Below are 23,424 nucleotides of genomic sequence, written 5' to 3'. Positions count from 1 at the left end.
GGGGGGCCTTTTATAGGCCCCCTTTGCATATCTAATGTGAGATCTTGTTTTCACAAGAGAACCGAGGAAATTTAAATGGTTGCTATTACCGCTGCTTTGGTAAAAGAACTGCGTGAGCGTACTGCCGCAGGCATGATGGAATGTAAAAAGGCGTTGGTTGAAGCTAACGGCGACATTGAGCTTGCCATCGACAATATGCGTAAATCTGGTCAGGCTAAAGCTGCCAAGAAAGCAGGCCGTATCGCTGCTGAAGGTATCATCCTGGCTAAAGTTTCAGCCGACGGCAAATTCGGTGTGATTCTGGAACTGAACTGCGAAACTGACTTCGTAGCTAAAGATGCTGGCTTCAAAGCATTCGGCGAAGAAGTTATCAACGCAGCTTTGGCGGACAAAATCGCTGATATCGACGTTCTGAAAGCTAAGTTCGAAGAACAACGCGCAAACCTGGTTGCTAAAATCGGTGAGAACATCAACATTCGTCGTGTTGCTGCTCTGGAAGGCGATGTTCTTGGGACTTATCTACACGGCGCACGTATCGGCGTTATGGTTGCGGCAACTGGCGCTGATGAAGAGCTGGTTAAGCACATTGCTATGCACATTGCTGCAAGCAAGCCTGAATACGTTAAGCCAGACGATGTTCCTGCTGAAGTTGTTGCTCGCGAGCACCAAATTCAGTTGGACATTGCTATCGAATCTGGCAAACCACGTGAAATTGCTGAGAAGATGGTTGAAGGCCGTATGCGTAAGTTCACCGGTGAAGTTTCTCTGACGGGTCAGAACTTCGTGATGGACCCAAGCAAAACAGTTGGCGATCTGTTGAAAGAGAACAACGCTGACGTGGTTAACTTCATCCGCTTCGAAGTGGGCGAAGGCATTGAGAAAGTTGAGACTGACTTTGCTGCTGAAGTTGCAGCAATGAGCAAACAGTCTTAATGCTAAAAATGGAGCCGCCAATTGGCGGTTCCATTTTATCCACTCGATACCCGTCAGATTTCAAATTACAGGTGCGTTGACTGCTTTCGTTCACCTCAGTCACTTACTTATGTAAGCTCCTGAGGATTAATGAGTCTCTTTGAGACTCACCCTGCGGGCTAGCATAAATGCTGTTCAAACCGGTCTTCGACCGATTTGTCGCTCAATTGCCGCTTTCCTGTAACTCGAATTATGTAGGGTGCTTAGTCCGGTCAGTTTTCAACGCCCAATATTGCCTTGAAGACCTGACGGTCAAGTCCCAATATTTATTACTGCTGCTTAGGACAGAACACCATGGCAACCAATGCAAAACCCGTATATCAGCGTATCCTGCTAAAGCTTAGTGGCGAAGCCCTGCAAGGCGCAGAAGGTTTTGGTATCGACGCAAGCGTTTTGGATCGCATGGCTCAAGAAGTTAAAGAGCTGGTTGAATTGGGCATTCAGGTCGGTGTGGTCATTGGCGGTGGTAACTTATTCCGCGGTGCCGGTTTGGCACAGGCAGGGATGAACCGCGTCGTGGGCGACCACATGGGAATGCTGGCTACCGTAATGAACGGTCTGGCAATGCGAGATGCACTGCACCGTGCCTATGTGAACGCCCGCCTGATGTCTGCTATTCCACTTAATGGTGTGTGTGATAATTACAGCTGGGCTGAAGCAATCAGCTTGCTGCGTCATAACCGTGTGGTTATTTTTGCCGCAGGTACGGGTAATCCTTTCTTCACTACTGATTCCGCAGCCTGTCTGCGTGGTATCGAGATCGAAGCTGATGTTGTGTTAAAAGCGACGAAAGTTGATGGGGTTTACTCCGCAGATCCGGTGAAAAATCCTGACGCAACGCTTTACGAACAGTTAACCTATCAGGACGTTTTAGAGCGAGAGCTGAAAGTTATGGATCTGGCGGCCTTCACTTTGGCCCGTGACCACAACCTGCCAATTCGTGTCTTCAACATGAACAAGCCTGGTGCTCTGCGCCGCGTAGTGATGGGCGAGAATGAAGGGACATTGATCACTAAAGAAGTGACATCGATCGCTAAATAAGCGGCAGCCTGTATTGTCAGGGGCATGTTGATTTCGGATATGCCCTCAATGTCTGCAACTGTTGGTTTGCATATTCACCGGCTATACTCAAGGTATGGCCTGTCAAGTAACCAGTTTTCAAGGGTTCACAACGTGATTAACGAAATTAGAAAAGATACCGAAGTGCGTATGGAAAAATGCTTCGAAGCATTCCAGAATCACATCAGTAAGATCCGTACCGGCCGTGCTTCTCCAAGCATTCTTGATGGCATCCAGGTTGAGTATTATGGCACTGCAACGCCATTGCGTCAGTTGGCTAACATCGTTGTTGAAGATTCCCGTACTTTGGCTTTGACTGTTTTTGACCGTAGCCTCAGTGCCGCGGTTGAAAAAGCGATCATGACTTCCGATTTAGGTCTGAATCCCTCTTCTGCTGGTACCGTTATCCGTGTTCCACTACCTGCATTGACTGAAGAGCGTCGTAAAGACTTAATCAAAGTGGTGCGTGCAGAAGCAGAGCAGGGTCGTGTCTCTATCCGTAACGTGCGCCGTGATGCTAACGACAAAGTAAAAGCTTTATTGAAAGATAAAGAGATCAGCGAAGATGAAGACCGTCGCTCTCAGGAAGAAGTACAAAAACTGACCGATGCTTTTATCAAGAAAGTTGATGCGGCGTTGGCTGCTAAAGAAACCGAGTTGATGGATTTCTAATCCTCATCGGTAACAGCAGAGCGTCGCTTAGGCGGCGCTTTGTTTTTAGCAGGATCACTATTTTGCCGATTCAATATGTTAGTAAAGTCATGCTATATCGGCAGTAATACGCAATAAAATTGGGTCGAGGATATTTATTAGACCACCTGTTATTCCGGTCGGTTGCGCTCTCGCCTATCATAAACACAGTTATTCAGAGCACTCTCATGAAGCAACTGACTATTCTTGGTTCTACTGGTTCCATCGGCAACAGCACTTTGGGTGTTGTGCGCACTAACCCCGAGTTATTCAATGTTATTGCATTAGTTGCTGGTCGCAATGTCGAGCTGATGGCAAAGCAATGTCTAGCATTCGCCCCTCGCTACGCGGCGATGTCCGATGAAGTATCCGCGAAAGCATTGCGTTTGATATTGGCCGCAAACGGCTCAAAAACCGAAGTTTATTATGGCGAAAAGGCTGCCTGTGAGCTGGCCGCTTTAGATGATGTCGATCAGGTGATGGCGGCGATTGTCGGTGTGGCCGGTTTACCTTCTACGTTGGCCGCTATCCGCGCGGGTAAACAGGTCTTGCTGGCGAATAAAGAGTCACTTATTACTTGCGGTAAGCTGTTTATGGATGAAGTGAAGCACAGTCGTGCGCAGCTACTCCCCATCGACAGCGAACATAATGCTATTTTTCAGAGTCTGCCTGAAAATATTCAGTCTCAATTAGGCTATTCTTCACTGAGTGATAATGGTGTTTCCCGTATTATTTTAACCGGCTCTGGTGGCCCACTGCGTGAAACTCCGTTGGCTCAATTTGTAGATGTCACTCCAGATCAAGCTTGCGCACATCCCAACTGGTCTATGGGGCCTAAAATCTCGGTTGACTCCGCGACCATGATGAATAAAGGGCTTGAATATATCGAGGCCCGTTGGTTATTTAATGCCAGCGCAGAGCAGGTAGAGGTTATTTTACATCCTCAATCTGTCATTCACTCGATGGTACGCTACCATGATGGCAGTGTATTGGCACAGATGGGAACGCCAGATATGCGTACTCCTATTGCGCATGCGATGGCGTACCCTATGCGAGTGAGTTCAGGTGTCGAACCACTGGATTTCTGCAAAATACGTGAACTGACCTTTGCCGCACCGGATTATCAACGTTATCCATGCCTGAAGCTGGCCATTGATGCATGTAATGCAGGCCAGGCAGCCACTACTGCGCTGAATGCCGCGAACGAAACTACCGTCATGGCTTTTTTAAATTCACAGATTCGTTTCACTGATATTGCAGCCATTAATTGTACCGTAGTGGAGCAGTTATCATTGCCTGACCCCGCCAGTGTGGATGAGGTGCTGGTGATTGACAGTGAAGCCCGTGATGCGGCCGTTCAGGCAATAGCAAAATTGAAGAGTTAAGCCACATTGGCTGATGTGGGAATTTGTTAGGGCAAGGTTGAGATGCTATAGTCTGTATCATCAATAGGGCGATAGACTGTTGATTAGTGACCCAATAGGTATTTAAGCCGTCTATTTTGGCTGTCACTTAAGAAGCCGTGACTTGGTACACGGCTTTTTTGTGCGCTTACTGCCTAATGTTCGAGATGAACAATTGATTTATTGAGGAAATGAGTTCGCATTATGTCGTCTGTAAATGAAGATAGGGCTAACTTGTCCTCCCTGATGCCACGCCATGTTGCTATCATTATGGATGGTAATGGGCGTTGGGCTAAAAGTCAGGGTAAATTAAGGATTTTCGGTCATAAAGCGGGAGTGAAGTCGGTTCGTCGAGCGGTCAGTTTTGCTGCTACTCATGATTTGGATGCGCTCACGCTTTATGCTTTTAGCAGTGAAAACTGGAACCGCCCTGCCCAAGAAGTCACCGCTCTGATGGAACTTTTTGTTCATGCGCTGGACAGCGAAGTAAAAAGTCTGCATAAACATAAGGTTCGTTTGTCAGTTATTGGTGATATCAGTCGATTTAGTGAACGTTTGCAACAACGGATCCGTCGCTCAGAAGCGTTAACTGCCAACAATGACGGTCTGAAACTTAACATTGCTGCCAATTATGGTGGCCGTTGGGATATTATTCAGGGAGTGCGTCACTTAGCTGAGCAGGTACAGCGAGGGGAACTGCAACCCGCAGATATCATTGAAGAATCGTTAAACTCGTATATCTGCCTGCATGAGCAATCTGAGGTGGATTTAGTGATCAGAACCGGTGGTGAACATCGCATCAGTAATTTCTTGTTATGGCAAATTGCCTATGCAGAACTTTACTTTACTGATGTACTCTGGCCTGATTTTGATGAACATGTCTTTGAAGGTGCGCTGAATGCATTTGCACAACGCGAGCGTCGCTTCGGGGGAACTACACCTATTGATGCCACTGCATCCTAGGGGGAACTTTTGCTGAAGTATCGTCTCATAACTGCTTTGATTTTGATTCCGGTTGTCATTGGTGCACTGTTCCTGCTTCCGCCGGTTGGTTTTGCTATTGTAACTCTCGTTGTCTGCATGCTTGCAGCTTGGGAGTGGGGGCAATTGGCCGGATTTGCCAGTCGTTCTCAGCGTATTTGGTTAGCCATATTTTGTGGTTTTCTACTGGTTCTAATGCTGCTTAGCCTTCCTGCTTACCAGCATTCAGCTCATCTCCCACAAGTGAGCGTTCCGCTCTGGCTCTCTATGGGCTGGTGGGTCGTTGCATTGTTGTTGGTGCTTACCTACCCACGCTCTGCGGCGTTGTGGCGCGATTCACGTCTGTTACGTATAATTTTCGGCATTCTGACTATTGTTCCCTTTTTCTGGGGCATGGTGGCACTGCGCCAGTATGGCTATGAACAGAACCACGATATCGGTGCCTGGTGGTTGCTGTATGTGATGCTCTTGGTGTGGGGGGCTGATTCAGGTGCTTATATGTTTGGTAAATTGTTTGGTAAACATAAATTAGCGCCTAAAGTCTCGCCAGGTAAAACGTGGGAAGGATTAATTGGCGGTTTACTGACATCAGCTCTGATATCATGGTTGTTTGGTCGATATGCTCCATTGGATATCATCCCAGAAAAACTGTTAATCTGTTCCGTGGTTGCTGCATTAGCCTCGGTACTCGGCGATTTGACTGAAAGTATGTTTAAACGTGAAGCGGGAATCAAAGACAGTGGTCATTTGATTCCTGGTCATGGTGGGATACTGGATCGTATCGATAGCCTGACCGCAGCTGTGCCGGTATTTGCCTGCTTAATGCTGTTAGTGTTTTAATCCGTCACTGACGGGGAGTTTAGGGAATATGATGAGCATACTCTGGAGCCTGGCCGCGTTTATTATCGCACTTGGGATCTTAATTACAGTGCATGAATTCGGTCACTTTTGGGTGGCGCGGCGTTGTGGTGTCCGTGTCGAACGCTTTTCGATTGGTTTTGGCAAAGCACTATGGCGTCGGACTGACCGTCAGGGTACCGAGTATGTTATCGCCCTTATTCCGTTGGGCGGCTACGTTAAAATGTTGGATGAGCGCGTAGAGGCAGTTGCTCCGGAGCTTCGTCATCAATCTTTTAACAATAAAACCATTTTACAACGCGCGGCAATCGTCAGCGCGGGTCCTATTGCTAACTTCCTTTTTGCTGTCATTGCTTACTGGCTAGTGTTTATCATTGGTGTGCCAAGTGTGCGCCCGGTTGTGGGGGATATCTCACCACAATCCATTGCTGCACAAGCCAATATTTCGCCGGGAATGGAACTTAAGTCTGTAGATGGTATCGAAACGCCTGACTGGGATTCTGTTCGTTTGGCGTTAGTCGGTAAAATTGGCGACAAGCAAACACAAGTGGGTGTTGCTCCATTTGGTTCCGCCAATGTGGTGCAAAAAACATTGGACTTGCGTCAATGGCAATTTGAGCCTGATAAGCAAGATCCGGTGGTTGCGCTGGGTATTATTCCTCGTGGCCCGCAGATTGAATCCATCCTGGCAGAAGTCCAACCGGGTTCAGCGGCACAAAAAGCGGGTTTGCAAGCAGGGGATAGGATCGTTAAAGTTGGTGGTCAGTCACTGGATCGTTGGCAAACATTTGTTTTACAGGTTCGTGATAACCCCGGTAAGCCGTTGGTGTTAGATATCGAAAGGGGGGGTACCCCCTTGTCTTTAACCTTGATACCAGATACAAAATCGGTTGGAGAAAACCGTAATGAAGGTTTTGCGGGTGTAGTGCCGAAAGTTATACCGCTTCCGGATGAATATAGAACGATTCGCCAATATGGCCCGTTCACGGCACTCTACCAAGCTGGGGATAAAACCTGGCAGTTGATGCGGTTAACGGTAAACATGTTGGGTAAACTGATTACCGGTGATGTAAAACTGAATAACCTGAGTGGCCCGATATCTATTGCACAAGGCGCTGGGGTTTCAGCTGAGTACGGATTGGTGTATTACCTGATGTTTTTGGCACTAATCAGTGTCAACTTAGGCATTATCAATTTGTTCCCATTACCGGTGTTAGATGGTGGACATCTGCTCTTCCTGGCGATAGAAAAGCTGAAGGGTGGGCCGGTTTCTGAGCGAGTACAGGACTTCAGTTATCGCATCGGCTCGGTTTTGCTGGTGCTATTAATGGGGCTTGCACTTTTCAATGATTTCTCCCGTCTTTAACGGCTGGGGATAGGTTAGGAAGAACGCATAACAACGATGGCGATGAAAAAGTTGCTCATAGCGTCGCTGCTGTTTGGCAGCGCCACCGTATACGGTGCAGACGGGTTCGTAGTGAAAGATATTCATTTCGAAGGCCTGCAACGGGTCGCCGTCGGTGCGGCGTTACTTAATATGCCGGTTCGCGTAGGCGATACCGTCAGTGATGATGACATCGGTAAAACTATTCGTGCGTTGTTTGCTACAGGCAACTTCGAGGACGTTCGTGTCCTGCGCGATGGTAATACGCTGATTGTTCAAGTCAAAGAACGCCCGACGATTGCCAGCATCACTTTCTCCGGTAACAAAGCGGTGAAAGATGACATGCTTAAGCAGAATCTGGAAGCCTCTGGCGTCCGGGTTGGCGAAGCCCTGGACCGTACCACTATATCTAGCATTGAAAAAGGACTCGAAGACTTCTACTACAGTGTGGGTAAATACAGCGCTTCAGTGAAGGCTGTGGTTACGCCATTGCCACGTAATCGTGTCGATCTCAAACTGGTCTTTACCGAAGGTGTATCTGCAAAAATTCAGCAGATCAACATCGTAGGTAACCACAGTTTCAGCACCGATGAGCTTATATCACGCTTCCAATTGCGTGATGAAGTGCCATGGTGGAATGTGGTCGGTGATCGTAAATATCAGAAGCAGAAACTGGCAGGTGACCTTGAAACCTTGCGCAGCTTCTACCTGGATCGCGGTTACGCTCGATTTAATATCGATTCAACTCAGGTGAGTTTGACGCCAGATAAAAAAGGCATCTACATCACCATCAACATTACCGAAGGCGATCAATACAAGCTTAATAGCGTGGTTGTGAGCGGTAATCTTGCTGGCCATCAATCTGAAGCGGATAAGCTGACAAAGATTGAGCCGGGTGAGTTGTATAACGGCAGTAAAGTCACACGCATGGAAGAAGACATCAAGAAGATGTTGGGCCGCTATGGTTATGCTTATCCGCGTGTGGTCTCTCAACCTGAAATTAACGATGCTGATAAAACAGTCAAACTGCATATCAACGTAGATGCGGGCAACCGTTTCTATGTCCGCAATGTTCATTTCGAAGGCAATGACACCAGTAAAGATTCCGTATTGCGCCGTGAAATGCGTCAGATGGAAGGTGCATGGTTGGGTAATGATCAGGTTGAAGCGGGTAAAGATCGTTTGAACCGTTTGGGCTATTTCGAGACCGTTGATGTTGAAACCCAACGTGTTCCGGGGACGGTTGACCAGGTTGATGTTATCTACAAAGTAAAAGAACGAAATACCGGTAGCCTGAACTTTGGTATTGGTTACGGTACTGAAAGTGGTGTGAGCTTCCAGGTTGGCGTACAGCAAGATAACTGGTTGGGTACCGGTAATACTGTCGGTATTAACGGCACCAAGAACGATTACCAGACTTATGCTGAATTTACTTTAACTGACCCTTACTTCACTGTTGATGGTGTAAGTCTGGGCGGGCGTATCTTCTATAATGATTTTAAAGCAGATAACGCGGACCTGTCAGGCTATACCAACAGTAGCTACGGTGTCGACGGTACCTTAGGCTTCCCAATCAATGAAAATAACTCATTGCGTGTTGGTTTAGGTTACGTCCATAACTCCCTGTCTGATATGGAGCCGCAAGTCGCAATGTGGCGCTATCTTGAATCAGTAGGTGAAAATCCGAACAAAACTGATCGTGCTGATTTCACCGCAGATGATTTCACACTGAATCTGGGTTGGACATATAACAATCTTGACCGGGGTTTCTTCCCAACCTCGGGTGTTAAATCATCAGTAAACACCAAGGTTACGGTGCCTGGTTCTGATAACGAGTTCTATAAAATCACTTTCGATACTTCCGCTTACCAGCCGTTAGATGAAGATCGTTCGTGGGTGCTCTTAGGTCGTGGTCGCTTGGGTTATGGCGACGGGATCGGTTCTAAAGAGATGCCTTTCTACGAGAACTTCTATGCCGGTGGTTCCAGCACAGTGCGTGGTTTCCGATCAAATAACATCGGCCCTAAAGCTGCGTACTATAATGCTAATGGGAGCAGCATCAGAGATTCTACCGATGCTGTCGGTGGTAACGCGATGGCGGTGGCCAGTTTAGAACTGATTACACCAACACCGTTTATCAGTGAGAAATACGCAAACTCGGTACGTACCTCATTCTTCATTGACTCCGGTACCGTATGGGATACCAATTGGGAAAATACCGCAGAGACACGTGCTGCAGGCATACCTGATTACAGTAAAGCGAGCAATATTCGTGTGTCTGCCGGTGTGTCACTGCAATGGATGTCGCCATTAGGTCCATTGTTGGTGTTCTCATATGCTAAGCCGGTTAAAGATTACGAAGGTGATAAGTCAGAGCAATTCCAGTTTAACATTGGTAAGACTTGGTAATTGATTGGCAAAGTAGTATTGGATTTTAAAGACAGCACTGGTAGTTGAAATAACCTAAAGTAGCGTTGGCGCAGGTTGGCGTTACTTTAGGTCTTATTCAGTATTAAGTGCACTTCAAGGTGTCTCTGACACAAACAGGTAATGGTAAGGAGTTTATAGTGAAAAAGTGGTTGTGTGCCGCAGGTCTTGGTTTAGCATTGGCAGCTTCTGCCAGCGTTCAAGCCGCTGACAAAATTGCTATTGTTAATGTTTCCAGCATCTTCCAACAATTACCTGCGCGTGAAACCGTAGCTAAGCAATTGGAGAATGAATTTAAAGGCCGTGCAACCGAACTGCAAGGAATGGAGCGTGATCTGCAAACTAAAATGCAGAAACTGCAACGTGACGGTTCTACCATGAAAGCCACTGATCGTAGCAAGCTGGAAAAGGATGTAATGACTCAGCGTGAAACTTTCTCTACTAAAGCCCAGGCTTTTGAGCAAGATAATCGCCGTCGTCAGATGGAAGAACGTAACAAAATTCTGAGCCGTATTCAGGATGCAGTTAAATCTGTTGCTAGCAAAGGTGGTTATGATGTGGTGATTGACGCAAATGCTGTTGCATATGCAGACCCTTCTAAAGACATCACTGCTGACGTGCTGAAACAGGTTAAATAAAACATGCCTTCAATTCGACTGGCTGATTTAGCCCAGCAGTTGGATGCACAGGTGCACGGTGATGGCTCACTCGTCATCACCGGCATCGCTTCTATGCATTCTGCCCAACCTGAGCAAATTACGTTTTTGTCCAACAGCCGTTATCAGGAACAACTCGCGACTTGTAATGCAGGTGCGGTGGTGTTGACTGAGGCTGACTTGCCTTTCTGTAAATCTGCGGCGTTAGTGGTTAAAAATCCTTATTTAACCTATGCACGGATGGCACAGATAATGGATACCACCCCTCAGCCCGCGCAGGATATTGCGCCGAGCGCGGTAATTTCTCCGCAAGCCAGGTTGGGAGCGAAGGTTTCCGTCGGTGCAAATGCAGTGATAGAGTCTGGTGTGGTGCTGGGCGATAACGTTGTTATCGGTGCTGGCTGCTTTATTGGCAAGAATACTCACCTTGGTGCTGGTAGCCGTTTGTGGGCCAATGTTTCCGTTTATCATGACGTTGTGATTGGGCAAAACTGCTTGATTCAATCCGGTACGGTCATTGGTGCAGATGGTTTTGGCTATGCAAATGATCGTGGGAACTGGATAAAAATACCCCAACTTGGTTCGGTACATATTGGCGACCGTGTTGAGATAGGTGCCTGTACCACGATTGACCGTGGGGCACTGGATAATACGATTATTGGTAACGGCGTCATCATTGATAACCAATGTCAGATTGCACATAACGTTGTGATTGGCGACAATACCGCAGTTGCGGGGGGGGTTATCATGGCGGGCAGCCTGAAAGTCGGCCGCTATTGTATGATAGGTGGCGCGAGTGTGATCAACGGTCATATGGAGATTTGTGACAAAGTCACCATCACCGGGATGGGGATGGTGATGCGTCCAATCACTGAACCTGGGTTATACTCCTCCGGTATTCCGCTACAACCGAATAAAGTTTGGCGCAAGACAGCCGCTTTAGTGATGAATATCGATGGGATTAATAAACGCTTAAAAGCTATTGAGCGTAAAATCGATAAAGAATAATCACTCAAGCCTGATACTCTGAGCAAATAATCAAGCTTATTGGCAGTTGATGCCAAAAGTGTCCAGAGTTCCTAATTTGCGGCCTGCCTAATGTCTCCCTTTTGAGGCAGTGCAGGCCGTGTTGTTGATAGCATCAGTTTTTTAGACAGGAAGAGTATTTTGACTACTGACACTCATACTCTGCACATTGAAGAGATTTTAGATCTACTCCCGCACCGTTTTCCATTCTTGCTGGTAGATCGCGTCCTTGATTTCGAGGAAGGAAAATTTCTGCGTGCAGTGAAGAACGTCTCTTTCAACGAGCCATTTTTCCAAGGCCATTTTCCCGGTAAGCCTATCTTCCCTGGCGTGCTGATTTTAGAAGCTATGGCGCAGGCGACTGGGATTTTGGCGTTTAAGAGCCGTGGGAAACTTGAACCGGGCGAACTTTATTACTTTGCTGGCATTGATGAAGCTCGCTTTAAGCGTCCGGTAGTGCCTGGCGATCAAATGATCATGGAAGTTCAGTTTGTCAAAGAACGCCGTGGTCTGACTCGTTTTACGGGTGTTGCAAAAGTCGATGGTGAAATCGTTTGTACGGCGACGATGATGTGTGCTCGTAGCAAACCAGCAACACCAGTAGACGTTGTCGTTGCAAAATCTGTTGTTGTAGAATCTGTTATTGTAGAGTCTATAGTTGCAGAACATGTCGTTAAGGAGTCCTGATACGTGATTGACAAAACGGCCTTTATCCATCCAAGTTCTATCGTCGAAGAAGGTGCTGTTATTGGTGCCGGCGTTCATATTGGCCCCTTCTGCTTTATCGGATCCCAGGTGGAAATCGGCGCGGGCACGGAACTGAAATCCCATGTCGTCGTTAATGGAATAACAAAAATCGGCTGTGATAATCAGATTTACCAGTTTGCCTCCATTGGTGAAGCGAACCAGGATCTGAAATATGCAGGCGAGCCTACTCGGGTTGAAATCGGTGACCGTAACCGGATCCGTGAAAGTGTCTCTATCCACCGTGGTACCGTGCAAGGTGGCGGATTAACCAAAGTAGGCAGCGATAATTTACTGATGATCAATGCCCATATCGCCCATGACTGTATCATTGGTGATCGTTGTATTCTTGCGAACAATGCAACCTTGGGCGGTCATGTGGAGATTGACGATTTTGCCATTATTGGCGGAATGACTGCTATCCATCAATTCTGCGTGATTGGTGCGCATGTGATGGTGGGGGGGTGTTCTGGTGTTGCTCAGGATGTGCCTCCTTATGTCATTGCTCAGGGTAACCATGCAACACCGTTCGGTATCAATATTGAAGGGTTGAAGCGCCGTGGTTTCGACAAGGAATCTCTTCATGCGATCCGTAATGCATACAAGTTGTTGTATCGCAGTGGCCGGACGCTGGATGAAGTGAAACCAGAAATTGCCGAATTGGCGGAGCAACATCCGGCAGTTAAGGCATTCAGTGATTTCTTTGCTCGTTCGACTCGCGGCATTATTCGCTGACCTATGCAAAATAACCCATTATCTGTTGATCGTCCGTTGAACGGCGGGCGTCCTTTAACTATAGGTTTAGTCGCCGGAGAAACATCTGGCGACATCTTAGGTGCAGGGTTGATTCGTGCGCTGAAAGCTCGGGTACCCGATGCCCGTTTTGTCGGTGTGGCAGGTCCTCTGATGCAAGCTGAAGGATGTGAAGCCTGGTTTGAGATGGAAGAATTGGCAGTGATGGGGGTTGTTGAAGTGTTAGAGCGCCTGCCACGTCTATTGAAAATCCGAAAAGAACTGACTCAACGCTTTAGTGAACTCTCCCCCGATGTTTTTGTTGGTATCGATGCCCCTGATTTCAATATCACCCTTGAAGGGCGTTTGAAACAGCGGGGTATCCGAACCATACATTACGTCAGCCCATCAGTTTGGGCCTGGCGACAAAAACGTGTTTTCAAAATTGGTAAAGCGACCGATATGGTGCTGGCTTTTCTTCCTTTTGAAAAAGCGTTTTACGACCGTTTTAATGTTCCCTGCCGCTTTATCGGCCATACCATGGCTGATGCCATGCCGTTAACCGCCGATAAACCAGCCGCAAGAGCAGAGCTTGGTATTGCACCCAATATACCTTGCTTAGCTCTGCTACCGGGCAGCCGTCATTCTGAAGTAGAAATACTGAGTGGTGATTTCCTGCGTACAGCCGCCATCCTCAAGCAACAACTGCCGGCGCTGGAAATACTGGTTCCGCTGGTTAACAGCAAACGGCGTGAGCAGTTCGAGCGAATTAAGGCCGAGGTAGCACCTGATTTAGCGGTACATTTACTGGATGGCCATGCGCGCGTGGCGATGGTTGCCAGTGATGCAACATTGCTGGCCTCCGGTACTGCTGCGTTGGAATGTATGCTGGCTAAATGCCCGATGGTCGTCGGTTACCGCATGAAGCCATTTACTTTCTGGCTGGCAGAAAGGCTAGTCAAGACACCTTATGTTTCGTTGCCTAATTTATTAGCGGGTGAAGAGTTGGTGACTGAGCTATTGCAGCAAGAGTGTCAGCCACAAAAATTAGCCAATGCACTGCTGCCGCTACTGCAAGGTGGTGATGCGATTGAGGCATTAAAAGAGCGTTTCCTGACTTTACATCAGAGCATCCGCTGTGGTGCCGATGAACAGGCTGCGCAGGCGGTATTGGAGTTAGCAGGGCGATGACTGATATTTTTATTTACCCTCAGGCAAATTTGATTGCTGGTGTGGATGAAGTTGGCCGTGGCCCTTTAGTCGGCGCAGTTGTCACCGCCGCAGTTATTCTCGATCCTAAACGGCCAATAGTCGGTTTGGCTGACTCGAAAAAACTGAGTGAAAAGCGCCGGTTGTCACTTTATGACGAAATTACAGACAAGGCACTATCATGGAGCCTTGGTCGTGCCGAGCCACAAGAAATTGATCACCTGAACATTTTGCACGCGACGATGCTGGCGATGCAGAGAGCGGTTACAGGTTTGCACATTGCACCTGATTATGTGTTGATTGATGGTAACCGCTGCCCAAAACTGGCGATGCCGTCACTGGCTGTTGTGAAAGGTGATAGCCGGGTAGCCGAGATCAGTGCGGCCTCTATTCTGGCTAAAGTGACCCGTGATCGTGAAATGATCGAGCTGGATCTCCGTTTCCCTGAATATGGTTTCGCGCAGCACAAAGGTTATCCAACGGCTTTCCATCGGGAAAGGTTGGCGGCTCTAGGGGCGACCGAACACCATCGGCGCAGTTTTGGCCCGGTCAAGCGCGTACTGGGTCTGGCGTAAACAGCGCAGTAGCATCCATAACGTATATCTATAATGCCTCGGTTATAAATTGCCGGGGATACGATTCAATCCACTAATTTCTGGTGTCTGGATATGGCCGAACCTCGTTTTGTCCACCTGCGTGTTCACAGCGATTATTCCATGATCGATGGATTAGCCAAGATTGGACCCTTGGTGAAGAGAGCTGCTGCGCTAGGCATGCCTGCTCTGGCCATTACCGATTTTACTAACTTGTGTGGTTTAGTGAAATTCTACGGTAGCGCTCATGGTGCGGGGATCAAACCCATCATTGGTGCAGACTTCTATGTGCAAAGTGAAATTCTGGGCGATGAACTCGCTCATCTCACCGTGTTGGCGTGCAATAATGACGGTTACCAAAATCTTACCTTACTGATCTCCGAAGCTTATCAACGTGGCTATGGCGCTGCGGGTCCGATCATTGATCGTGACTGGCTTATTAAGTATAAAAAAGGGTTGATTCTGCTGTCTGGCGGTCGGATGGGGGATGTGGGTAAATTTATTTTACGTGGCAATCAGGTTCAGGTTGATCAGTGTCTTGAGTTTTATCAACAGCATTTCCCTGGCAGCTACTATCTGGAGTTAATCCGTACTGGTCGCCCTGATGAAGAAAACTATCTTCATGCGGCCGTGGCGTTGGCAACGGAGCGCGGGTTACCTGTTGTTGCCACTAACGATGTGCGTTTTATCCATGAGTCTGACTTTGACGCCCATGAGATCCGTGTCGCTATTCACGACGGTTTTACATTGGTTGATCCTAAACGACCTAAAAATTACAGCCCCCAGCAGTTTATGCGCGATGAAGAGCAGATGTGTGAGCTGTTCGCGGATATTCCTGAAGCCTTGATCAACAGTGTTGAAATAGCCAAACGTTGTAACGTAACCATCCGCCTTGGGGAATACTTCCTACCGCAGTTCCCTACCGGCGATATGAGTACGGAAGATTTTCTGGTAGAGAAATCGAAGCAAGGTCTGGAAGAGCGCCTGGAGCTGCTTTTCCCTGATCCTGAAGAGCGAGTGCAAAAACGGCCAGAATATGACGAGCGGCTAGAGATTGAGCTGAAAGTTATCAACCAGATGGGCTTCCCCGGTTACTTCCTGATCGTAATGGAGTTTATCCAGTGGTCCAAAGATAATGGTGTACCGGTAGGGCCAGGGCGCGGTTCAGGTGCGGGCTCTCTGGTGGCTTATGCGTTGAAAATCACCGATCTGGATCCACTGGAATTTGACCTCCTGTTTGAACGTTTTCTCAACCCCGAACGTGTATCGATGCCCGACTTCGACGTTGACTTCTGTATGGAGAAACGCGATCTGGTCATTGAACATGTGGCTGAAATGTATGGCCGTGATGCTGTTTCCCAGATTATTACCTTCGGTACCATGGCTGCCAAAGCGGTAATTCGCGATGTGGGCCGAGTATTAGGCCATCCTTATGGCTTCGTTGATCGTATCTCAAAATTAGTCCCACCTGATCCGGGTATGACGCTGGAAAAAGCCTTTGCTGCTGAACCACAACTGCCTGAAATCTATGAGGCAGATGAAGAGGTCCGGGCGCTGATTGATATGGCGCGTAAGCTAGAAGGGGTCACCCGTAACGCCGGGAAACACGCCGGTGGGGTGGTTATCGCACCAACCAAAATTACCGATTTTGCCCCCCTGTATTGTGATGCGGAAGGGAAGAACCCGGTTACTCAGTTCGATAAAAATGATGTGGAATATGCCGGGCTGGTGAAGTTTGACTTCCTCGGTCTGCGCACGCTAACTATCATTAATTGGGCGCTGGAAATGATCAATACCCGGCGTGCCAAAACCGGGTTAGAGCCGATTGATATTGCATCCATCCCACTGGAGGATAAAAAAAGCTTCGATATGCTGCAACGTTCTGAAACGACGGCAGTGTTCCAGCTTGAATCCAGAGGCATGAAGGATTTGATCAAACGTCTGAAGCCGGACTGCTTCGAAGATATGATCGCATTGGTGGCATTATTCCGCCCCGGCCCGCTGCAATCAGGGATGGTAGATAACTTTATTGACCGTAAACATGGTCGTGAAGCATTATCCTATCCAGATATTGAGTGGCAGCATGAATCTCTGAAACCGGTACTTGAGCCAACCTATGGCATCATCTTGTATCAGGAACAAGTCATGCAGATTGCTCAGGTTCTGTCCGGCTATTCACTCGGTGGCGCAGATATGTTGCGTCGTGCGATGGGTAAAAAGAACCCGGAAGAGATGGCCAAACAGCGCTCGATATTTGAAGATGGTGCGAAAAGTCAGGGTGTCGATGGTGAACTGGCAATTAAGATTTTTGATCTGGTAGAGAAATTTGCCGGCTATGGTTTTAATAAATCTCACTCTGCCGCTTATGCATTGGTTTCCTATCAAACGCTTTGGTTAAAAGCACATTATCCAGCCGAGTTTATGGCTGCGGTAATGACGGCTGATATGGATAACACGGATAAAGTGGTTGGCCTGGTTGATGAATGCTGGCGTATGGGGCTGAAAATTCTGCCTCCTGACATTAATAGTGGTCTGTATCATTTCCATGTGAACGATGACGGTGAAATTGTTTATGGAATTGGCGCAATTAAAGGTGTGGGAGAAGGGCCGATTGAGGCCATGCTGGAGGCGCGTAAAGAGGGCGGCTATTTCAAAGAATTATTTGATTTATGTGCCAGGGTCGATACTAAAAAGCTCAATCGCCGGATTTTAGAGAAATTGATCATGTCCGGTGCTTTTGACCGTTTAGGGCCACACCGTGCTGCATTAATGAGCTCATTGAGCGAAGCATTAAAAGCCGCAGACCAACATGCCAAGGCTGAGGCGATTGGTCAGGCAGATATGTTTGGTGTCTTGGCTGATGCACCTGAGCAGATTGAACAATCTTATGCTAATGTGCCGCCGTGGCAGGAACAAATCGTTTTAGACGGTGAGCGGGAAACGCTGGGGTTATACCTAACCGGCCACCCGATTACCCAATATCTAAAGGAAATAGAACGTTATGCCGGCGGGCAGCGTTTGAAAGATATGCATCCGACGGACCGGGGCAAAATGACCACTGCGGTGGGGCTGGTTATCGCTGCAAGGGTTATGGTAACAAAACGCGGGAATCGCATCGGTATTTGTACTTTGGATGACCGTTCCGGGCGTCTGGAGGTGATGTTATTCACCGATGCATTGGAAAAATATCAGCATTTATTAGAAAAAGACCGTATCCTGATAGCTACCGGACAGGTCAGCTTTGATGACTTTAGTGGTGGACTTAAAATGACCGCCCGTGAGTTAATGGACATCAGTGAAGCTCGTGAAAAATATGCCCGTGGGCTTGCTATATCGCTGACCGACAGGCAAATTGATGACCAGCTTTTGAACCGTCTCCGTCAGTCGTTGGAACCCCATCGAGCGGGGACGATCCCGGTACATCTTTATTACCAACGCGAAAATGCTCGCGCCCGGCTGCGGTTTGGAGCCACATGGCGTGTGACGCCCACCGATCGCTTATTAATAGATTTGCGAACGCTGGTAGGTAATGAACAGGTGGAACTGGAATTTGACTAAAATAGGAATGCTATGAGTCTGAATTTTCTTGATTTTGAACAGCCGATTGCAGAGCTGGAAGCGAAAATTGACTCGCTGACTGCAGTCAGCCGTCAAGACGAAAAATTAGATATTAATCTGGATGAAGAGGTCCAGCGTCTGCGTGAGAAAAGTGTTGAGCTGACGCGGAAAATTTTCTCGGACCTCGGCGCATGGCAGATTGCCCAACTGGCACGCCATCCTCGTCGTCCTTATACCCTGGATTATATCGCTAATATCTTTACTGATTTCGAAGAGCTGGCCGGTGATCGTGCTTATGCAGACGACAAAGCTATTGTTGGTGGTATTGCTCGTTTGGATGGGCGTCCGGTGATGATTATTGGTCATCAAAAAGGTCGCGAAACCAAAGAGAAGATCCGCCGTAACTTTGGCATGCCAGCACCAGAAGGTTACCGTAAAGCACTGCGTCTGATGGAAATGGCTGAGCGCTTTAAGCTGCCAATCATTACTTTCATTGATACACCAGGGGCATATCCTGGTGTCGGCGCAGAAGAGCGTGGTCAATCTGAAGCTATCGCACGTAACCTACGTGAGATGTCACGCCTGAATGTACCCATTGTTTGTACCGTCATTGGTGAAGGGGGTTCCGGCGGTGCATTGGCAATCGGTGTGGGTGATAAAGTGAATATGCTGCAATACAGTACTTATTCTGTTATCTCCCCAGAGGGCTGTGCATCTATTCTGTGGAAAAGTGCTGATAAAGCACCGTTAGCCGCAGAGGCCATGGGTATTACGGCTCATCGTCTGAAAGAATTAAAGATGATTGACTCGGTTATCCCTGAACCTTTAGGCGGCGCGCACCGTGATTACACCACTATTGCTGCTGCTTTGAAGGCGCAACTGTTGGCTGATCTTAGTGATCTGGATGTTTTGAATGACGAAGAATTATTGAATCGTCGTTATCAGCGTCTGATGAATTACGGTTATTGCTGATTTACACACTCGATGATGACACCGTATTTGAAAAACCGGAGCTTAATTGTCTCCGGTTTTTTTATAAAATCTAGTCAGGGATATGATAAGGCGGCCAGTGAATACCCTGGACACCCAACGTGATATTTTTCACCGTATTTGTATATAGCTCATTCTCTGTATTGATTTCTCCCGTAGCTCTTACTGTTTTTCCCATAAGATAAGAAATTATTGCTATTTTACAAACCGAATCACCATCAGAGAAATGCCAGCCACTGCTATAATATGGAGAGTTTTCTGCATCAAAAGATATATGGCAAGTGTTTGCAGAAATACGTATTCCATTAACTTTACCTACTAACTCATAATTATTTTCAGCATAAGAAAATAGAGGGATTAAAATAATTGCATGTGTTAAAGATAGTTTCATTATAACTCCTCTTCATCTTGTTCTATGTTGATATCAAATTTTTTATTTATTTTTAATTCACTAAGTATATTTAAAAACTGAAGTAATAGTTCTGTGTTATAAAAATATCTTGATGTGGTAAATGCTTTATTCTGACAGGTTACTCGAGATAACTGTCTTTTAATTCTCGAATCACTCGTACTGGGTTCTTCATGACAAGTATTTACTAACGGTAATTGTTGCCCTGCCTCATTTTGTAGCATAGTGATATAGCCGCGGGGAACTCCAATGCTAAAATAAGGTACCGAAGAACTCAGGTCTTGATCCAAGGCAGAAAGATAAAGGGGGTTATTTTGCCAATGCTCATCCCAAAATGAGGATGAAAATATTTGACCAGAGTGATAATGCTGTTGCAACATGTCACCCGTTATTCGTGCGTAAGAGATAATCCTGGTTTGTGCAAAACCGCCCAACGCAACCCATTCATTCATACCGCCATAGCTGTGAAGTGTACGACTGACTTCTTTATATAAATCTGAATTATCAGGTGTCTCATTTATTATATAGTTGAGTGACTCATCAATATTGTAGAAATTTATCGAGGGACGTATAACATATAGATAAGTTTCAAACTCGGTATCGAATGGCTCTTCATCATTTATTCGTGCGGTAAAAGCTGCATGTTCTACAGCTTGGCGTAATGAAGCTGTGGTGGAAATAAATGCGCTAGTATATCCTTCTAAAGACTCGCCTTCGAAGTGATGCAATAAATCAATATCTGGAGGTAAACCAGTGAATGGATACATTCCCCCCGCCTGAACTATTTCCTCTGGGGTACGGGAGTCAGCCCTATAAACAACACTTACCGGATGAATAGCAAATGTGACAATGGGGATTAATAACATTATTATATATAGAATAAAGTATCCATTTCTTAACATACCATCTTCTCTTGATTTGTTTTAATTTACTTTGGATGGGTTTAAATCTATCATGCTGAAATATTGGCATGGGAGTATAAAAATAATTTTATTTGTATTAAAAAATATAATCCTATTTCGATCTGAAGTTTTATATAAAGCAATGTCACTTATTCTATATACCTGCACTTACAGAAGAAGTACGATAATATAGAAGTCGATAGTGAATCTGCCGAAGAGACCAAACCTGTTCGTTATGATAGTGTCTGGTGTGATAATAGGCATTACTTTAACTGTTTAGATCTTAATGGCCAGACTGGAGTAATACATGCTAGCAATACGTCAAATTCATCATATTGCGATCATTGGCTCAGATTATCAGGTCAGTAAAAGATTCTACTGTGATGTGCTGGGTTTCACGTTGATGAGTGAGGTTTACCGTGAGGAACGTGACTCGTGGAAAGCCGATCTGGCATTAAATGGCCAATATACGATTGAGCTATTTTCCTTTCCTTCTCCTTCAGCACGTCCTGATCGCCCAGAGGCTTGTGGTTTAAGGCACCTGGCTTTTCAGGTAGATGATATTGAACTGGCGCTCAGAGAACTGAACACTGCCGGTGTGATTTGCGAAGCGGTTCGCATTGATCCCTACACCAAATCACGTTTTACTTTCTTTACTGACCCAGATGGTTTACCTCTGGAGCTCTATGAATTGATACCGGAGTAACATGAACTCAGCCCCCGCGACACCAAATGTGTTACTTAACCCCCTGTTCGCACAATTGGGTGAACACCGCCATGTATTAGTGGGGTTTAGTGGTGGTCTGGATTCCAGTGTGTTATTGCATTTATTGGTCTGTATCCGTGAGCAATTTATGCCTGAGTTGACGATCCGCGCCATTCATATTCACCACGGCTTAAATCCATTGGCCGATAGCTGGGTACAGCATTGCCAGCAGCAATGTGTGCAATGGCAAATCCCACTTGAAGTGGTGCGGGTGAATATTGACGCCCGCCATAACGGTATTGAGGCCGCCGCCAGAACGGCCCGTTATCAGGCATTTTCCTCACATTTAGCCGCCGATGAAGTATTACTTACCGCCCAGCATCAAGATGACCAATGTGAAACCTTTCTGCTGGCACTCAAACGAGGCAGTGGCCCGGCGGGGTTATCCGCGATGGCCGCTAAAATGCCTTTTGCTCACAGCCAGTTATTGCGGCCATTGTTGTCATTTTCCCGTGAAACGTTAGAAAACTATGCTCGAACACAGCAATTACAGTGGATTGAAGATGACAGTAATCAGAATGATCGCTTCGATCGTAATTTCTTGCGATTAAGAGTCTTGCCTCTGCTTCATCAGCGTTGGCCGCATTTTGCTCAGGCTACGGCGCGTAGTGCAGGTTTGTGTGCTGAGCAGGAACAGCTATTGGATGAATTGCTGGCCGATAATCTGCAACAACTGCAAAACAACGATGGTGCGCTTTCCATTGAAGGTTTACTACTGGCTTCAGAAGCTAAGCGTGCGGCGATATTACGCCGTTGGTTAGCCGGATGTGGTGCATCAATGCCATCGCAAAGCCAATTACAACGTTTGTGGTTGGAAGTGGCTATGGCCAGACAAGACGCCGAACCTCAATTAACTCTTGGCACACATCAGGTCCGGCGTTTCCGACAATATTTATATCTATTGCCACCGCTGGCTGAAATAAATATACGGCATCTACCTTGGGCCAACATTGAGGCTGGGCCTAATCATGTCGCAATCCCCCCTGGCCCTTTGATTCTACCTGCCAATCTGGGGGTATTGAGTTTTATTACTGAAGGGGGGCAAGCGGTCAGGGCTGCGGCTGCCGGTGAGGTGATCAGCGTCCGTTTCGGTTTACAGGGGGATATCAGAATTGTCGGACGACATCATTCACGTCAGAGTAAGAAGCTATGGCAAGAATTGGGGGTGCCGCCGTGGCAACGGGAACGTATTCCTCTGCTCTATTTTGGTGAACAATTGATTGCTGCTGCTGGGGTATTCGTAGCTCAGGCAGGTCAGGCTAAAGAAGGTGAACCGTGCTGGTATCTGAATTGGACCAAAGCGGAATAATAAAATAAGAACAAGTAGACCGTCCATTTTGAGGAGCAATGATGAAATTTGTCATCAGTATGATGGTGTTATTGGGATTGAGCAGTTTTTCGGCACTGGCAAAAAATGATATCGAGGCGGGGCGGGTTACGTCTGCCAGTTGCGTGGCTTGTCATGGTGCCGAGGGCAAGGTTTCGGTGCCGATGTACCCGAATCTGGCTGGGCAAAATGCCCTGTATTTAGAACAATCATTGGCAGCCTATAAGAAAGGCAGTCGCACTGGTGGGCAGGCTGAAGTGATGCGTGCTTATGTGAGTAACTTATCGGACGAGGATTTTTCTGATTTGGCCGCTTACTATGCCAGTTTGAAACCTTGAGGCCAGTTTGAAACCTTTAGGTAAGTTTAAAATTTCAAGCACGGCAGTAACGTCAAATACAAAGAGGACGGGCCACTGTTCAGCGGCCCGTCGTCAATATCATGGGATGAAACTATGATGCACTCACCACAACAGTCCCGATCTCGGGGTGACTGAAGCTGGCGATATGGTCCAAACGCAACTCGCGCATGGTCCCTTCTTGGTCAACAATCAGGTACTCGACCTTTTTTCTGAGCAGCAGATCGCTGGCTTTTCCCTCTACAATCTCACCGCCTCTCAACTTCAACGTCAGTATCAGGTGATGTTGGCAGGCGAGCTCTAGATTATCGTAGTCATCACAATTGATGGGTTGATACTCTTCACTCATCGACATAATCGCTCACCAATAAGTTAGCGGCGG

At 47.1% G+C, this 23,424-nt stretch carries 22 protein-coding genes; 19 read left to right on the top strand and 3 right to left on the bottom strand.

All coding sequences use genetic code 11. The features are described 5' to 3' along the window. Positions 1-75: 75 nt before the first annotated feature. The 16 genes from tsf to accA all read left to right on the top strand — a co-directional run bounded on the left by tsf (position 76) and on the right by accA (position 19,264). A complete protein-coding gene (gene tsf / locus AEP37_RS06745; RefSeq protein WP_049611748.1) occupies positions 76-933 on the top strand; it encodes a translation elongation factor Ts in 858 nt (285 codons plus the stop codon). Between the two features lie 333 nt (positions 934-1,266). Further along, positions 1,267-2,013 (top strand): UMP kinase, encoded by a 747-nt coding sequence (pyrH, locus tag AEP37_RS06740; RefSeq protein ID WP_005185746.1) that lies wholly within the window; start codon positions 1,267-1,269, stop codon positions 2,011-2,013. A gap of 132 nt (positions 2,014-2,145) precedes the next feature. Next, positions 2,146-2,703: a ribosome recycling factor gene (frr, locus tag AEP37_RS06735; protein WP_049611746.1), complete on the top strand. Its 558-nt coding sequence runs from the start codon at positions 2,146-2,148 to the stop codon at positions 2,701-2,703. A gap of 206 nt (positions 2,704-2,909) precedes the next feature. Then, a complete protein-coding gene (gene ispC, locus AEP37_RS06730; RefSeq protein WP_049611744.1) occupies positions 2,910-4,106 on the top strand; it encodes a 1-deoxy-D-xylulose-5-phosphate reductoisomerase in 1,197 nt (398 codons plus the stop codon). 222 nt (positions 4,107-4,328) lie between these two features. Continuing rightward, the gene (gene ispU / locus AEP37_RS06725) at positions 4,329-5,087 is read left to right on the top strand and encodes a (2E,6E)-farnesyl-diphosphate-specific ditrans,polycis-undecaprenyl-diphosphate synthase (RefSeq protein WP_049611742.1); all 759 of its coding nucleotides are present in this window, start codon (positions 4,329-4,331) and stop codon (positions 5,085-5,087) included. Between the two features lie 9 nt (positions 5,088-5,096). After that, entirely contained in the window at positions 5,097-5,945 is an 849-nt protein-coding gene (cdsA, locus tag AEP37_RS06720) for a phosphatidate cytidylyltransferase (protein WP_049611741.1), read from the top strand. Positions 5,946-5,973: 28 nt separating this feature from the next. Then, entirely contained in the window at positions 5,974-7,329 is a 1,356-nt protein-coding gene (gene rseP, locus AEP37_RS06715) for a sigma E protease regulator RseP (protein WP_049611739.1), read from the top strand. Between the two features lie 36 nt (positions 7,330-7,365). Then, positions 7,366-9,756, top strand: a complete 2,391-nt coding sequence (bamA, locus tag AEP37_RS06710) for an outer membrane protein assembly factor BamA (RefSeq protein ID WP_049611737.1) — start codon at positions 7,366-7,368, stop codon at positions 9,754-9,756. A gap of 158 nt (positions 9,757-9,914) precedes the next feature. Beyond that, entirely contained in the window at positions 9,915-10,412 is a 498-nt protein-coding gene (gene skp, locus AEP37_RS06705; protein WP_049611735.1) for a molecular chaperone Skp, read from the top strand. A 3-nt stretch (positions 10,413-10,415) separates the two neighbouring features. Next, positions 10,416-11,438 carry a UDP-3-O-(3-hydroxymyristoyl)glucosamine N-acyltransferase gene (gene lpxD / locus AEP37_RS06700; protein ID WP_049611734.1) on the top strand — a complete coding sequence of 341 codons (1,023 nt, stop codon included), beginning with the start codon at positions 10,416-10,418 and terminating at the stop codon, positions 11,436-11,438. Between the two features lie 159 nt (positions 11,439-11,597). Further along, positions 11,598-12,143 carry a 3-hydroxyacyl-ACP dehydratase FabZ gene (gene fabZ / locus AEP37_RS06695; RefSeq protein WP_049611732.1) on the top strand — a complete coding sequence of 182 codons (546 nt, stop codon included), beginning with the start codon at positions 11,598-11,600 and terminating at the stop codon, positions 12,141-12,143. Between the two features lie 3 nt (positions 12,144-12,146). Then, entirely contained in the window at positions 12,147-12,935 is a 789-nt protein-coding gene (lpxA, locus tag AEP37_RS06690; protein WP_049611729.1) for an acyl-ACP--UDP-N-acetylglucosamine O-acyltransferase, read from the top strand. Positions 12,936-12,938: 3 nt separating this feature from the next. Continuing rightward, positions 12,939-14,123 carry a lipid-A-disaccharide synthase gene (lpxB, locus tag AEP37_RS06685; RefSeq protein ID WP_049611728.1) on the top strand — a complete coding sequence of 395 codons (1,185 nt, stop codon included), beginning with the start codon at positions 12,939-12,941 and terminating at the stop codon, positions 14,121-14,123. Continuing rightward, a complete protein-coding gene (gene rnhB, locus AEP37_RS06680) occupies positions 14,120-14,716 on the top strand; it encodes a ribonuclease HII (protein WP_049611726.1) in 597 nt (198 codons plus the stop codon). Before lpxB ends, rnhB begins: the two co-directional genes overlap by 4 nt. Before the next feature lie 93 nt (positions 14,717-14,809). After that, on the top strand, positions 14,810-18,292 hold the full coding sequence (dnaE, locus tag AEP37_RS06675) for a DNA polymerase III subunit alpha (RefSeq protein ID WP_049611724.1): 3,483 nt from the start codon (positions 14,810-14,812) through the stop codon (positions 18,290-18,292). 12 nt (positions 18,293-18,304) lie between these two features. Further along, positions 18,305-19,264 (top strand): acetyl-CoA carboxylase carboxyl transferase subunit alpha, encoded by a 960-nt coding sequence (accA, locus tag AEP37_RS06670; RefSeq protein WP_049611719.1) that lies wholly within the window; start codon positions 18,305-18,307, stop codon positions 19,262-19,264. A 70-nt stretch (positions 19,265-19,334) separates the two neighbouring features. On the opposite strand, the gene AEP37_RS06665 is transcribed toward accA, so the two are convergent. Both AEP37_RS06665 and AEP37_RS06660 read right to left on the bottom strand, forming a co-directional pair. Next, positions 19,335-19,673 (bottom strand): hypothetical protein, encoded by a 339-nt coding sequence (locus AEP37_RS06665; protein ID WP_049611716.1) that lies wholly within the window; start codon positions 19,671-19,673, stop codon positions 19,335-19,337. Continuing rightward, positions 19,673-20,593, bottom strand: coding sequence for an enterotoxin A family protein (locus tag AEP37_RS06660; RefSeq protein ID WP_072086251.1), 921 nt, complete (start codon positions 20,591-20,593; stop codon positions 19,673-19,675). Before AEP37_RS06660 ends, AEP37_RS06665 begins: the two co-directional genes overlap by 1 nt. Before the next feature lie 307 nt (positions 20,594-20,900). On the opposite strand from AEP37_RS06660, the gene AEP37_RS06655 reads away from it, so the two are divergent. The 3 genes from AEP37_RS06655 to AEP37_RS06645 are packed head-to-tail and all read left to right on the top strand — an operon-like array spanning position 20,901 to position 23,024. Then, entirely contained in the window at positions 20,901-21,299 is a 399-nt protein-coding gene (locus AEP37_RS06655) for a VOC family protein (RefSeq protein ID WP_049611709.1), read from the top strand. Position 21,300: 1 nt separating this feature from the next. After that, positions 21,301-22,668 carry a tRNA lysidine(34) synthetase TilS gene (tilS, locus tag AEP37_RS06650; protein ID WP_049611708.1) on the top strand — a complete coding sequence of 456 codons (1,368 nt, stop codon included), beginning with the start codon at positions 21,301-21,303 and terminating at the stop codon, positions 22,666-22,668. A gap of 38 nt (positions 22,669-22,706) precedes the next feature. After that, complete coding sequence (locus AEP37_RS06645; protein WP_049611705.1) at positions 22,707-23,024, top strand: c-type cytochrome; 318 nt, start codon at positions 22,707-22,709, stop codon at positions 23,022-23,024. Between the two features lie 112 nt (positions 23,025-23,136). On the opposite strand, the gene rof is transcribed toward AEP37_RS06645, so the two are convergent. Then, on the bottom strand, positions 23,137-23,397 hold the full coding sequence (rof, locus tag AEP37_RS06640) for a Rho-binding antiterminator (protein ID WP_049611703.1): 261 nt from the start codon (positions 23,395-23,397) through the stop codon (positions 23,137-23,139). Between the last annotated feature and the right edge of the window lie 27 nt (positions 23,398-23,424).

Origin of the sequence: Yersinia pekkanenii, from assembly GCF_001152565.1 — a bacterium.
In the GTDB taxonomy this organism is placed as follows: domain Bacteria; phylum Pseudomonadota; class Gammaproteobacteria; order Enterobacterales; family Enterobacteriaceae; genus Yersinia; species Yersinia pekkanenii.
Note: the sequence above shows the minus strand (reverse complement) of the source record. Positions and strands in the feature narration are given on the sequence as shown.